This is a genomic window from Pontibacterium granulatum, assembly GCF_029961155.1.
In the GTDB taxonomy this organism is placed as follows: domain Bacteria; phylum Pseudomonadota; class Gammaproteobacteria; order Pseudomonadales; family Balneatricaceae; genus Pontibacterium; species Pontibacterium granulatum.
On sequence record NZ_JASBRH010000017.1, the window covers coordinates 67670 to 81731 of the forward strand.

At 48.1% G+C, this 14062-nt stretch carries 10 protein-coding genes; 7 read left to right on the forward strand and 3 right to left on the reverse strand.

Translation table 11 applies throughout. The annotated features are described in order from the left end of the window. Positions 1 to 125 precede the first annotated feature (125 nt). The 3 genes from QKW35_RS15290 to QKW35_RS15300 all read right to left on the reverse strand — a co-directional run bounded on the left by QKW35_RS15290 (position 126) and on the right by QKW35_RS15300 (position 4770). On the reverse strand, positions 126 to 2027 hold the full coding sequence (locus QKW35_RS15290; RefSeq protein WP_282354436.1) for an AAA family ATPase: 1902 nt from the start codon (positions 2025 to 2027) through the stop codon (positions 126 to 128). Between the two features lie 374 nt (positions 2028 to 2401). Then, positions 2402 to 3409 carry an NAD-dependent epimerase gene (locus QKW35_RS15295; RefSeq protein ID WP_282354437.1) on the reverse strand — a complete coding sequence of 336 codons (1008 nt, stop codon included), beginning with the start codon at positions 3407 to 3409 and terminating at the stop codon, positions 2402 to 2404. A gap of 200 nt (positions 3410 to 3609) precedes the next feature. Beyond that, positions 3610 to 4770, reverse strand: a complete 1161-nt coding sequence (locus tag QKW35_RS15300) for an alginate lyase family protein (protein WP_282354438.1) — start codon at positions 4768 to 4770, stop codon at positions 3610 to 3612. 416 nt (positions 4771 to 5186) lie between these two features. Here QKW35_RS15300 and QKW35_RS15305 point away from each other — a divergent pair, with 416 nt between their 5' ends. The 7 genes from QKW35_RS15305 (at position 5187) to QKW35_RS15335 (ending at position 13671) form a co-directional block, all read left to right on the forward strand. Beyond that, a complete protein-coding gene (locus QKW35_RS15305) occupies positions 5187 to 6359 on the forward strand; it encodes an ExeA family protein (protein ID WP_282354439.1) in 1173 nt (390 codons plus the stop codon). Positions 6360 to 6372: 13 nt separating this feature from the next. Next, the gene (locus QKW35_RS15310; protein ID WP_282354440.1) at positions 6373 to 7281 is read left to right on the forward strand and encodes a CpsD/CapB family tyrosine-protein kinase; all 909 of its coding nucleotides are present in this window, start codon (positions 6373 to 6375) and stop codon (positions 7279 to 7281) included. A 24-nt stretch (positions 7282 to 7305) separates the two neighbouring features. Then, positions 7306 to 8370, forward strand: coding sequence for a polysaccharide biosynthesis/export family protein (locus QKW35_RS15315; RefSeq protein WP_282354441.1), 1065 nt, complete (start codon positions 7306 to 7308; stop codon positions 8368 to 8370). An 85-nt stretch (positions 8371 to 8455) separates the two neighbouring features. After that, positions 8456 to 9823, forward strand: coding sequence for a GumC family protein (locus QKW35_RS15320; protein WP_282354443.1), 1368 nt, complete (start codon positions 8456 to 8458; stop codon positions 9821 to 9823). 80 nt (positions 9824 to 9903) lie between these two features. Beyond that, on the forward strand, positions 9904 to 10911 hold the full coding sequence (locus QKW35_RS15325) for a sugar transferase (protein ID WP_282354444.1): 1008 nt from the start codon (positions 9904 to 9906) through the stop codon (positions 10909 to 10911). Between the two features lie 22 nt (positions 10912 to 10933). Beyond that, positions 10934 to 12256, forward strand: coding sequence for an O-antigen ligase family protein (locus QKW35_RS15330; RefSeq protein WP_282354445.1), 1323 nt, complete (start codon positions 10934 to 10936; stop codon positions 12254 to 12256). Between the two features lie 155 nt (positions 12257 to 12411). After that, positions 12412 to 13671, forward strand: a complete 1260-nt coding sequence (locus QKW35_RS15335; protein WP_282354446.1) for a glycosyltransferase — start codon at positions 12412 to 12414, stop codon at positions 13669 to 13671. The last annotated feature ends 391 nt before the right edge of the window (positions 13672 to 14062 follow it).

Here is a 14062-nt window from a genome sequence, read left to right on the forward strand (position 1 = left end):
AATAATTCGGCATGTTTATTTCAGCTTTTGGCGCCAGATAAGCATAGCTAACGCAAAATATTAGCCCTAGATTATGTCTGAGACATTACCAAGGTTCAACCAACCAAATACTCAAAACCCAGATACTAATTCAAAACATTAGGAGCAAAAGTAAACTTTATGCTCGCTATTGCTTTTTCAGCCTGCTCTCGAGTTTCAAATGGACCGCCATAGATTCGATAAAGTATTCCTTTAGGCAAATCAACACTTATAACAGAAGCGTCAAACCCTTTTTTTTGTAGATAGGACCTATTCTTTTGTGAAGTCACGGGGCCAGTTGTACTGCGAAAATAGAAGTAATATCCAGCATCACCTAACTGCACGACGAGCTTCTTCGGAGAGATAGCAGGTATCCATACTTTTGTACCCGCAGCAATGGCGTCAAAACTTTTCAATTGGGGGTTAGTTTGCCGAAGAATATCCTGAACACTATCATTCCAGGAGCCAAACACCCGCCTCGCCAACTGGCTCAAGGAAAGCTTATCCGGTATTTTTTTCCACTCCCCCTCATCCTGACCAGAAAATGGAAACGGCAGATACCCTGCTGCTGAATATGATCGCTCAGCAGCGCTAGCCACCTCATGCATTAATGATGACCTATCTTCTGGCACATGCGCTATCTCGAGGGGACGAACCTTTGGCATAACACCCTCGGTAGCAGCGAGCACGGGAATAGTCACATCATCCTCTGCCACCTCTCCTTTCTTTGCATGATCACCTTGTCGACCGGGCCGAATGTTCTCCACCGCCTCCCCATCAGACAACAATTGATAGATAACAGGTACACTTGGCCCAGAACGTTCAGCCGCGGATACTTGCTCAAGGGGCACCTTAACGTCCGACCGAACTTCCGAAGGCAGTACCGCCTTCGTCTCAGCGCTTCGTATCAGAGTTTCCCCACCGACGAAACCACTCCGCTTTAAATCAGATAGCAAATAACCCGATACTCCAAGAAAAACCCCACCAACAACAACCGCAACGACCACACCAAAGCGAGCATTCAAACCTCGCCGTTGACCGTAATACGCGACCTCATCTTTGGGATTACTTAGAGCATCCACATGCTTGTCAGGCGGCAGTGTTGCGGCACGTTCAACACCTGCCAATTCGCGCCTTATCGGCGACCGTTCCATCTGCGACACCGGCTGCTGTGCTGGAATAGCAACCCCGGGCACCCGATTTTCACGTGCCTGTCCAAGCAGGACGGCCTCGCGCACAATATCAGAGTCTATCGAACGCAAACCACGCTCATAACCAATCAATAGCGCCCGCTCACACAGCAGGTCTATTTCTCTAGGATTACCGCATGACGCCTCAAAAAGCTCTGATACAGCTCCATTTGTAAAAAGATCCAAAGACCCACCGGACTCACTGACCCTGCAGCTTATGTAAGCAGCCGCCTCGGCTTCAGACAGTCTTTTTAGCTCCAGATGCAGATGAATACGGCTTTCCAGAGTTTTTAGAGAATCACAGCCTAAGCGCGTTTTGAGAGACTCACCGCCAAACAGCACGACCTGCAACAGCTTGTGTTGGGGAGTCGCAATACCAGACAACACCCCAAGTCCTGCCAGGACTTCATCAGAGAGACGTTCAGCATTATCAACTAAAACAACGAGCTTCCGCCCCTCCTGACTCAACTCCACCAGGCGCCCGCGAATCCTATCCACAAGGTCATTCAACCCCATTCCGTCCCTGGCGCTATCCAGCAAAGCGGCAATAGAGGCAACAACTTCGGAGATACCTGCGTCATGATCATCAATGATCAATACCGACAGCTGCTCATCTTCAAGGACACCTCTTAAAGAACGATACAGAGTAGACTTACCACAACCCTGCTCCCCGGTGACCAAAAACATGCCCATACCCTCTTTGACACCATGGGTCAAAGTTGCCAAGCTGTAGCGATATTGCGCCCCCGGAAACACAACCTCCGGTTTCGAATTAGCACCAAACGGAGCGCTAGCAAGACAATAGAAATCTAAATACATAAGCTCATATTCTTCTGAAGCAGCACTGTTTCATTTCCTTGGCATAACCTGTTACTGCAATCGAAATCCCTCACTTTGTAGAGTGATTCAGAGAAATCCCATTGCCCGGACTCAAAGGGACAAATTTATCTGAACACTTTCACTCACCTGCCTTCCACACACCACAAATCCGCCTATCGGCTTGATACAATCCAGCCCTTGATAAGCCTGATATTGAAGAGGGATGTTTGGCGAGCCCCACTGCGAAGAAATCGACCATGACCAAAAAGCGCAGGAAGAACAAACCCGCTTCCAACACTGAGACAAATTGACCTGAAGCCTACCCTGAACAACCACTATCCGCGCAAGCAATCCCCATACAGGCCAGACAACAATCAAACCTTATAATATTCTTTATACCAATCAACAAAATTACGAATACCCGTTTCAACCGTGGTGTTCGGCTGATAGCCCGTGTCGCGCATCAAGTCGGATACATCAGCATAGGTATCCGGCACGTCTCCCGGCTGCATAGGAAGCAAATTTTTCTGCGCCTTGATACCCAGACACTCCTCCAGCACCTCAATGTAGCGCATCAACTCGACCGGTTCATTATTCCCTATGTTGTATATCTTATAGGGCGCATAACTGCTGGCAGGCTCAGGATTTTCACTGTCCCAGTCAGCACGCCCCTCAGGAACACGATCAAGAACACGGACAATCCCTTCGACAATATCATCAATGTACGTAAAGTCCCGACGATGATGACCGTAATTGAATACATCAATTGCTTCGCCGGCGACAATTTTATTTGTAAACCCTAAGAGGGCCATATCCGGCCTACCCCACGGGCCATACACGGTAAAAAAGCGCAAACCAGTGCTTGGGAGCTGGAAAAGGGAGCTATACGTATGCGCCATCAGCTCATTGGCTTTCTTACTGGCTGCGTACAAACTCATTGGGTGGTCAACGTTATGGTTTACTGAAAATGGCATCGCCGTATTCGCACCATAAACCGAGCTACTCGAGGCGTACACAAGATGCTCCACACCGAAGTGCCGACACCCCTCAAGAATATTGCCAAATCCGACTATATTGGTATCAATGTAGGCACCTGGGTTTTCCAACGAATACCGAACCCCAGGCTGTGCAGCCAAGTTAACAACACGCTGCGGCCTGTGTGCTTCGAACACTTCATTCATGCCTTGACGATCTGCTATATCCATCCTCAGGAAAGTGAAGTTATCGTTCGCCTTAACCCTTTCTAAGCGAGCTTCTTTTAGGCTAACCTCATAATAATCATTGAGGTTATCAATACCCACGACTTCGTCACCCCGTTCAAGCAACCGAATAGCCACTGCAGAACCAATAAACCCAGCTACACCCGTAACAAGCACTTTCATTAGAAAACCACACCTACCTAACTGAAAAGAAGAATCATTTCATATTGAAATACGAGTATATTTCCATTTTCACGACTTTTTTATGAAAACCACATGCAGACAAAGTAACTATCTCGGAAAGGAACTAAAAAACATTTAATTAAAATCCCGACCAAAACCGTCAAAAAAGTAAAAGGCCACTTACAAAAAACCAAAAACTTTTATTTTGAAACCGCATGAGTCCATGCACTCCAGCCTACGTTCTTCCCTGGCTTAGTTGAGACTGGCGCCCAAAAAGAGCTACCGTAGTAATAATTAATAATATGAGGCATCCAGGTATCGTCCCCAACGGCCGGATAGTTCGCCACCTCATTCAGCCACCGAAAAGCCCGGAGTAATGCCTGATCCTCCCACTCCCAAACCGGGTACCCCATTCGATGCAAGATAACAGCCTGAGCAACAGCGCCCTGTAAAGCCGAGTAAACATAGTTTTCTTGAGGCGGCGGCCACGAAAACGAACCAGACCGTCGCTGATCATCAGGAAGCACGCCGTCTACCGACAAACCGTTTTTCGTTGCACCGGCTGGATTGATACCCACAGGACTGGAAGGATCAGACTGCCAGTCCTTAGCCTTGAATCGAAACCCACTGTATGCGTCACGATCACCTAACCACCCTTTAAAAACCTGCGCTGCCCTTTTGATCTCGTCCTTATCGCCCAGATAAGCCGCTATAGCCAAACGACTGGCTCCCGCAAAAGTCCCCCAGTTATTGGGGCGCACTTCGTGCGTTGAGCGCAGCGTTTTTCCAGACAAAGATTTGGTTAAGCTCTGAGCCAGCCACCTCCTGAACCTTGCATCTTTATCTTTATCTTTAGAAAGCTTTACTAAATCCGCGGCCAATACATAGGCTATAAGCTCCTTCCCGAAATCGAGCGTACGCCCTCCCTCTTCAGTACCAATCGCAAGCATACAGGCAGAAATGACCTCATCTCTGTACCGCTCCTCCCCTGTCCGTGCGTACACCAGGGCTTTAGCCAACACCATTACATTAGTGGGATCATTTTGATTGGACAGATCGGGAAGGCCCATCGGCTGATTGGCCGCTGCTTTCACCTCATCCCAAGCCACACCGGCCACAGGCAACGCCTTCAAGCGCTCAGATGAGATCCAAATATAGTCCCCGGGAATCGTTGGCAAGAGCGCCGATTCATCCGCCCCTGCGCTCGCCTGACTTTCGTAAACATCCTTGATAACAGTGTTTTGTGCGGACGACTCTTGGATGGATACCTTACTATGCTGAGACTCCACCATTAAGAGAACTACAAAAAGGCCTAGTAAACCGACCAAAATAAGCCCTCTAATTAACACCTTAAAGCCCATCTACAAGCCTCGAATAACAATAAAATCGTTTGAGCAACCAAGTTTGTCTCACGTCAACATCTCTTGTCCACAAAGATATGCAATCCAATGACCTGAAACAAAAATTAAACCTACAAGTTATTAGAGAAAATAACCTTCCCTAAAATGAAACCAGAAAATTGGTAATACCTGAAAATACAAAAACATATGACCATGATCACAAAACCTTAAAGTCCACTGCATAAGATATTGAGCGAATTGACAGCTATGAGGAATACGTTTAACCTCGCTTTTCTCGGCCATAGCGCTTATAGGAAGGCGAATCCCTACAGGTTCTTATATTTCACTTTATTTACATACCCCGTACGTCGGATTTGCTTAGATTTGTAGCTGGAAGTCCATTAAAGAAGGCAGACGTGTATAACGTATACCACACAATGACCAAAGAGCCGTTTCTGAATAAAACGACACCGGAGCTCTTTTTCGAATCCAAGATCCACAAGGGTGCTTGGAGCTTTTTGAATGCGAGCCTCAAATCGGAAGAGCCCGTCGTATTGCTGACGGGTGAGTACGGCACTGGTAAGACCCTTCTTTGCCTCAAGTTGGTTGAAACCCTCAAACAGCAGGAACAACCTTATGTATATATCTCCACCCCCATGCAAAGTTACAAAGAGGCGTTAAGAGGTATATGCAAGTCACTCCACATCGAGGCGACCTCTGAAGACAGCGAAGACTCACTGCATCGGTTAATTTACGCTTTCTTTGAGCGCAACCCGGATCATACCCTAATCTTGCTCTTAGATGATGCGCAGGAACACAATTCAAAAGCGCTCAATAAAGTTCGGATGCTGGTCAACTACAACGTGGAAGGTCGCAACCCGATCAGGCTTTTCCTGGTCGGCAGTCCTGCGTTTGTTAAGAGACTTCAGGCGCCCGACCTAGAGCCCCTGGATCAGCGTATCAAGCGCCGCTACAGCATGACCGGGCTCAACTTTATTGAAACCAAAGAATACATATACTTTCGTTTGCTGGAAGCAGGCGCCACCGGCTCACCTTTTTTCCCGGACGACACTATTCAGAGCATCGTAAGCATCACCAACGGGATACCAAGACGCATTAACAATATCTGTGACATGTGTCTACAGATAGCTACCACCGGCGGCATCGACACAATCAAAAGCCATGTCGTAAATGAAGCTGTTACATACCTAGGCTGGCAGTTAAACTCAGTCCCGTTGCCGGACAATGCAACAGCGTCCCCTTCAGTATCAATGGGCACGCTTTTAACCAGCTCGGGAACCCGTGTTCAAACGCCGATGAATCCCCCCCTCTCGACGGCCCATCCGCAGATATCACCGCCGACCGATCGTAGGAGTGGACACTTCATCACACCCGATGAACACGACTGGACTATCGAACAGCAATCTAATTCACAAGACACATACAATACAGGCCTTTATCAAGAAGAGTCTCAAGAGCAGCAGCGAGACCTCCCTGTATGGGCCTGGCGAACCGCGGTTTTTTTGTTAATAATCGCGTGTATTGTAGTGTTTTTTATACGAGACATTGATGCTTCGGCACTGGTTCAGCAATTGCTAAATCAGCAATAGAAAGACTTTTATCATGGAAAAGGAAACAGAATATACTGGCGCTTACTCAGAGCAGTTTTTGAAACAACGCCAGCGTGATTTAAATGATGCCAACCCGTCCTCACATGAGGACTGGCACACTGGACGTATGCACGAAACAGCAAACGAATACGGCAGCGCATCGCCCTCTTCTCTCGACACTGTCGTAACAGTGGCGCAGGACCAGGAATCCAGCCAAAGTTCAGAGCACCCTCAAATGACTCCAAAAACGCCGCTGGAAGCCAGAGCGCCGCGAGCTGGATTGAACAGCAAAGCTGAAAGGCAGTTAAATGCTAATTCGCGTGAATTAAGCATGATAGAGGGCAACCTGGGCCACGCACAGACACTGTTTGTCACCAGCTGCTTCGACGGCGAAGGAAAAACCACTGCTGCGCTAAACGCGGCGTTCGGACTGGCGGTTGGTGGTGCAGAACGCGTACTGCTAGTAGACGGCAACCTCACAAAATCACGCATGCACGAGATATTTTCTACGAGTGCCGGGCCCGGATTAAGTGATGTTCTCGCTGGTAAAATAGCGATTGAGGACACCCTTCATCCGACCAACTACAAGGGCCTGGACTTTATGGCCGCAGGTACTGCACAAAACGAATTAGGGAACAACATTCCCCCAGCAAGAATGAGTGCATTCCTCGACATTATAAAAGATGCATACGATTACGTAGTGATTGACGGGACTTCTATCTTTAACTCGTCAGGCCCAACGCGAATGGCCCCTCTTTTTGACGGACTCATACTCGTAGCCGCATGCGAACAAACAAAATGGGAAGTAGTTCAGAGCGCTGAGGATAAAATTCGCAATTCCGGCGGCAACATTTTGGGTGTCGTACTGAACAAGCGCAAATTCTATATTCCGAAAAAAATCTATCAGTGGTTGTCCGGTTAACCCCGGGATGAGGCAACGCCGAACATGTACAAAAAGATGAAGGCACTCACAAGGACTTTCCTGACTTTCGCAGTTGTTTGCGCATTTTTGACAGGCTGCTCAGGCTTTCAAAGTCAGTCGGATGAAGGCAACTTCGATGCCATCGATAAAACCGATGTAATCGACCATACAAAAGGTGACTCTGGGGAACCTCTGACGACCCTGACAATCACCAACGACTTTCCGGTTTTCAAGGATTACTTCATCGCACCGGGGGATGTATTGGAAGTAGCATTCCACCTGGAGCGAAAGCTTCTGGATCGTTATCCGATCACGCTTTATCACACGGTGGAAGTCAAATTCGTCAACTTGCCGAACCTTGATCAAACTCAAGATGTTCTTCCTGATGGCACGATTTCCCTGCCGTACATAGGTAGTTACAGCGTAGTAGGCAAAACGACAGCAGATCTGCAGGCAGAACTGGTAGACGTCTATTCCAAACACCTTCGCTACCCTGAAATTTACGTAACTATCAAAAACTTTAATGCCCGTGTAGAGCAGGTGCGTAAAGACCTGCAGACCGCAAGTCGAGGCTTGAGTAAGCTGGTTACTGTGCGCCAGGATGGATATGTAAGTTTCCCGATGATTGGCGACTATTACGTGGCGCGCCGAACCATCCAGGATGTCTATGAAGAAATAGCTGAAGACTATCAAAATTACATCCCAGGCCTGAAATCCAGCCTGTACATGCGTGAACAAACCGGTACTAACGTCTATGTACTAGGTGAGGTAAATACCCCTGGAGCCTATGAGATCGCGCGTCCAATCAACGTTCTTCAGGCTGTTGCTCGCGCAGGTGGATATACCCGCGAAGGTCAGACCGAGCAGGTCGTAGTTTTCCGCCGCGATGGCGACCGACTTCATGCACATCGCTTTGATATCAAAGATATGTCCACATTTGGTGCACAGGCAGCGAACTTCTACCTGAGGCCGGAAGATATTTTGCTGGTACCACGCAACAAGGTTTCCAGCGCAGCACAGCTCATGCGTGAATTTGCTGACATTATGCTCTTCCGTGGATTCAGTGCTGGCATAAGTAAAGAGCTCTAACAGCAATAAAAATACGATACAGGAAACGCTTGCCATAGCAGTACGGCACTGAGCGTTATTGGTAAACAATTAGAGTTAAATCAGAATGAAGACTCAGGACTATATCCGCGAATTTGCCACGATCTTCTTTATCCAAAGAAAGATGATTTTGGGCACAACCCTATTCGCGTTTGCAATGGGCGTGCTTTTGGTACTGTTCTGGCCAAAAACCTACGTGGCTTCGGGAGCATTGATTCTCAAAGGAAGCCAGGTACTGCAGTCCCAACAGACCTTGAGCAAGGTGAACGCGAAGGTAGACCCTATCAGAGAGGTCGATCTATTCTCTGACATGGAGATTCTGCAATCACAGGACGTGATTTACGGTGCCGTTCAACGCTTGAAAGACAACCCGAACTTCGACCTTAATCTTGATGACCCAGAAGTTGAAGCGGCGACGGCAAGCACCATTCAGGAGAGCCTGGTTGCGACCCTGATACCACGCTCTAATGTCATCAGAGCCGCCGTTAACTGGGGGAGCCCTCTTCAGGCAGAAATTATCCTATCCTCCATTTTTGAGGAATACCTGCAGCGCCGTCAGGCCGTCTTCAATCCAGAGGAGGAGGAAGCATTCTTTAAATCTCAGCTAAAGTCCTTCCACTCCAGCCTGGAGGAACTTGAAAACAACCTGCTTGCAGTGGCGGGCGGCTCAAACGCAGAAGAGCTTGATAATCGAATTCGACGCAATATTGAGCTGCAGGGTAGCCTGCGCCGGGAGCTGAACAACCTTGAGACAGATCGCATCAAGAAAACCAACGATGTTGAGTTTCTTGAAGCAAACCTGAACAACAAAGGTGTTAACCTGTTTACCTCTATCGATAGCTTAGAACTTGGCGATTTCTCGAAGAAGATTGCCGATCTGCTGATTGAGCGAGAGGAAAAGCTTCAGACCTATACGGCAAACAGTTCGGAAGTTAAACGCACTGAGGAAAACCTGCAGAGCCTGTACAGCGTGTTGTTGAACGAGGTGAGACGACATATCGAGCGCGAACGAAGCGTTCTGCGAGGCATGGAACAGCAGATTGAATCCGTTAAGCAACGTATTGCTGCTATTGACGCCGAGAACCAAGGTTTCTACAAAAACTTCATGAACGCCAAACGCCTTGATCGTGAACGTGAAGTAATCGAAGAGTCTTATCGAACATTTGCGACGCGTTTCAGAGAAGCCAAAATCAGAAACGAAACTCAATCCGACCGTTTGTTTACTGTCGGTATCGTCGAGCGCGCGCATGCTTCCAGGATCGCTACGTTCCCGAACCCTCGTACAGTACTCCCAACCAGCTTAATTTTAGGCTTGCTGCTTGGGATCACTTTAGGATTCTTCATAGAATTTTTTGATCATCGCTTTAAGCGCCCAGAAGATATTACCAATTATACAGGACTGACCTACCTGTTCTCCGTGCCAGCTCATAAATGAGCTGGTACTCCCCGGACCTCCAAAAACATACACAGTAAGTACTTTGTTGTTGAGCAAGCTGACTAGTCATGTACGCGGATATGAATGATCACCTTAACGAAACGGGCGTTTCCTATATTGACCGAGCAGTAGCTCTGTTATTGATAGTACTACTATCACCTGTCTTCCTATTTGTTTACCTGCTCGTATTTGTAACAATGGGAGGGCCGGTCTTTTATGTAGGGGAAAGACTTGGCCAACATAAGAAAACGTTTAATATCATCAAGTTCCGCACCCTGCCAATTGGCGCACAAAAACGAATTGGCGGTGAACTCTTCAACCATAAACACGAGTCAATCCCTGCTGTAGCGCAGTTTCTCCGCGATACTCGACTCGATGAGTTACCTCAGCTCGTAAACATACTTCGCGGAGAGATGGTATTCTTTGGCCCCCGCCCGGAACGCTATGAAGTATACGTAAAGCAGTGCGCTAGCATCCCCGGGTATGAGGCACGCTTCCAGGTACCGCCTGGCGTCATCGGTGTGTCACAGCTCTGCACACCACACAGCGCACCGAAAACCATGCGTGCGAAAATCGATCGTCGCTACGTATCAAGCTCATCCTCAAGCAACATTGGCTTTGGCATCTATGCCGTATGGGTGCTGGCAAGGCGATTAACCGTCCAGTTCGCATACCATTTCTGGCGTGAACGAATCAAGAATCAGCTGCTAAACAAGCGTTCGGAGCGGCGCACTGAGCCAAGAATTAAGCAACATGGCGCTACTATAGAGTTCCTTGATCAGGATAAAAGCACCGTAATTGCTGACGGTTACCTCTTGGATATAAACCACGAGTTTATACGCGTAAAGGGACGCATCCCTTTCAAGGCGGATGAGAAGTATTTATGCAGATTAACCAGTCAGTCAAAGAAATCCCTGCGAGGGCGCACTAAAAGCGCTTATTGCTACTGCACTCTGCTCAAGAATGAAGATAGCTCTAAGGACAAGATAGGAGAGTACATCGTAAAATATGAGGCGGTGTCTCCACTTAATAAATATTTGATCGATCAATATTTCCTGTACAAAGCGATCATTGCTTGCCCAAACTGAGTTATTAAGGAAACAGCTCTCAGTGAATCAATCGACAGAATGGAACAACATGCGCAACGGTAAGATGGTTCCCCGTACTGTTTTCGACCATCCGTTCACCCAGTTTCTATTCTACGGAATCATCGCGACAATCCCTTTTTATCGGTGGCGACAGCTACCCGGCCCCGAGTTTTTGAAAGTAGACTGGCTGTTGTTCGGTTTACTATTTGTACTTGTCGCGCCCTATCTGTTGATGATGAAGACAGCCCCCCGCCGGCTTAAATCCAACCTGTGGTTACCGCTTAGTCTGTTTTTGCTCTCCAACTTTGTCGCCTATCTAGTATCTCCGTATCCTGACCAGGCATGGAGCGGCATGATGCTGCTATTGCAGGGCACACTCTTCATGCTCTTTACCATGCTAATGGTAAGCGTCCGCGGCTTTGAGTCATCTTTACTATGGACCCTTGGCCTTAGCATGGGCCTCGGCGCACTTATGTCATGCCTTGGCTATTTCGGGGGAATTGAGCTTTTCAACCAAGCAGGAGAAGAGCGCGCTTACGGAGGCACCATCAGCTCCAATAACATGGCGCTAATGTGTGTCTTCACACTCCCTATTACTGTCTTTTGGGCAGTATATTCGAAAACAGTAAAAATGCGCCTGTTCGGAATGACCCTTGCTGCACTCATGGCGCTCGGCGTAGTTAGCACCGTCTCACGCGGCGGCTTTTTGAGTTTAGTGATTGTGTCCGCTTTACTCGCCTACCAGTACAAAGGACATTTCAAGCCCAAACACCTTGGCCTTCTAGTGGCCATTGTGGGCATATCAGCCGTAGTAGCCGTTTCCATTATCCCAAAAGACTTTTTTATTCGTCAGGCTTCCCTCGTTACAGAAGGCACACAGGATAAATCCTTAGACCGTCGTTCCTCCTATGTAACTGTCGCAGTCGATGCGATTGAACAGCGCCCTATCATCGGCTGGGGGACAGATACCTTCAAAAAGCTATGGATCAACTCATTAGAAACTCGCTGGTTTGATATGGAGGAGCGTCCCGCGCATAACACCTACCTCGAAGTAACGGTGGGTAGCGGTATCGTCGGACTAGGCTTTTTCTTATTTTTGTTGCTTAGAACATTTTTTAACTATCACAACTCTCAAAAAACACTTCTATCCCATGGACTGGAACGGGAAGCCCATCTGGTGGGAAGCTTCAAACTCGGCTTAGTCGCAGTAGGAATTTACTTCCTTATCAAGAGCGGCCTGGAACATAAGTACTTTTTGATGGTGATCCCACTATCCGAAATCGCTGTTAGATATGCCAGACAAAAAGTGGCTGAAGCGACCCAGCGCAATGACGCCGTGAGTTGACCTCAATAGAGGCATTCAAACTAACGGTTGGAAAAGAATCATCTCAAGAATGCCTGTGCTCTTTTTTAGCCTGGTAAGAGCCTCAGTCCTCCTGATACATCAAAAGCTAGAAAATGCCAGCAAGCTATTATTAACCGCAAACCCGGAAGGCAGTGATGGATAGTCAGACCAACTTGAAGCAATTACGTATCGGCATCGTTATCGCGTCTCTCAAGACCGGTGGAGCCGAGCGAATGGCCCTGGCTCTGGCGCACGCACTTCTTGTTAGCGGGACAGATGTACGCTTATATTGCCTGGATTCAGCTCGCTCCATGCCTCTGCCTGGCACTGAGGATGAGCAACGCGCTTTAGAACGCCGTATTTACCTCCTGGGAGCGGGTAATGGCAAGCAATCGACACTGACTAAAGCACTCGCTTTTCCAAAACTGCATCGTGAATTGGAAAAGTCGATACGTGCTGAAGAGCTTGATTTAGTTATTAGCTTCATGGAGCGGGCAAATATTCTAAATCTGCTGGGAGATACGAAGATCCCCCGTATCATCTCTATTCGCAAACACCTTACTATGGCGCTTAGCGACAAAGATCCATTGAAACGCACTCTAGTGAAGGCCGGTTATTCTTGGTTGTTGAAAAGAGCCTCAAATATCAACTTCAACTCAAGCGAAGCGGCGCAGGATCTTTCAACACTATACCCGTCAAATAAGACACCTGTTTCCGTCATAAACAACTTTTACGACGAAAGTATGCTGCAACGGGCGACAGCCGCTCTTAACGAAGAAGAGCTATCCCTGTTAGACGGCAACTCAATCGTAACATGCGGACGTCTCGTACCTGTGAAGTCACAGGCCGCATTAGTCAGAGCTTTTGCACCTGTAGCCCAAAAGGTGCCCGACTCTAAATTGATTATCGTTGGTGATGGACCGGTCAAGGCTAAGCTTGAATCACTGATTGATGAATTAAAATTGAAAAACAGGGTATTTTTAACCGGACAAAAAACAAATCCATACGCCTGGGTTTCCAGGGCTAAGGTCTTTGCCCTTTCATCAAAAGCCGAAGGCTTTCCTAATGCCCTGCTTGAAGCGATGGCGCTGTCACGCCCTGTGATATCAACAGACTGTCATTCAGGCCCACGGGAGCTACTCAGCCCTGACAGCAACCCAGCTGAGAAAACCGATACTCTCGAATTCGCCACGTATGGCATACTAACGCCTCCGCAAGAAACATCTCCGACTTATGACACTTCCCCCCTAACCGCTCATGAGCGGGCTCTAGCGGAGGCGATGGAACGGTTACTGATAGACGACGAACTCAGAGAGGAATACGGCCAGAAAGCAGCACAGCGATCGCTACAGTTCACCAGGGATAGCATCCTGGATCAGTGGCACAAGCTTATTAGCGACACTCTGGCTGTCTGAGGTACCCTCAGCTTTTCTGCCACTGCACTAGAACACTCTGTTGGCAGACATGAACTATCGCCATATCTGCCTTTCCAACGAATAGATTTCGCACTCCAGACTTCCTGGCCGGCGTAGTGTTTAAGACACCAGTCTTACGCCAGCCAAACGTTTTCGGTTTGCGCTCCAAGGCTCAGTCCATAAAGCGCCATGTTTAGGGTGTGATAACAAGCTTCCCGAAGCGCGGCCATCCCCGTACAGCCTAAGGCCTTGCGATAAGGTGATATCGATTCAGGAATGCGAATGAGGTGTTGGGCATCGCTAAAGCGATGACCAACCTACAGGCTATAAGCTGAGCCTGAAGGTGTTTGGGCCGTAGGATGTAGGGCCGCTTTCAAGCTGCCGGCACCCT

Coding starts and splice junctions, on each gene's coding strand:
- QKW35_RS15290 (WP_282354436.1), bottom strand. CDS start 2,027: ATGTATTTAGATTTCTATTGTCTTGCTAGCGCTCCGTTTGGTGCTAAT.
- QKW35_RS15295 (WP_282354437.1), bottom strand. CDS start 3,409: ATGAAAGTGCTTGTTACGGGTGTAGCTGGGTTTATTGGTTCTGCAGTG.
- QKW35_RS15300 (WP_282354438.1), bottom strand. CDS start 4,770: ATGGGCTTTAAGGTGTTAATTAGAGGGCTTATTTTGGTCGGTTTACTA.
- QKW35_RS15305 (WP_282354439.1), top strand. CDS start 5,187: ATGACCAAAGAGCCGTTTCTGAATAAAACGACACCGGAGCTCTTTTTC.
- QKW35_RS15310 (WP_282354440.1), top strand. CDS start 6,373: ATGGAAAAGGAAACAGAATATACTGGCGCTTACTCAGAGCAGTTTTTG.
- QKW35_RS15315 (WP_282354441.1), top strand. CDS start 7,306: ATGTACAAAAAGATGAAGGCACTCACAAGGACTTTCCTGACTTTCGCA.
- QKW35_RS15320 (WP_282354443.1), top strand. CDS start 8,456: ATGAAGACTCAGGACTATATCCGCGAATTTGCCACGATCTTCTTTATC.
- QKW35_RS15325 (WP_282354444.1), top strand. CDS start 9,904: ATGAATGATCACCTTAACGAAACGGGCGTTTCCTATATTGACCGAGCA.
- QKW35_RS15335 (WP_282354446.1), top strand. CDS start 12,412: ATGGATAGTCAGACCAACTTGAAGCAATTACGTATCGGCATCGTTATC.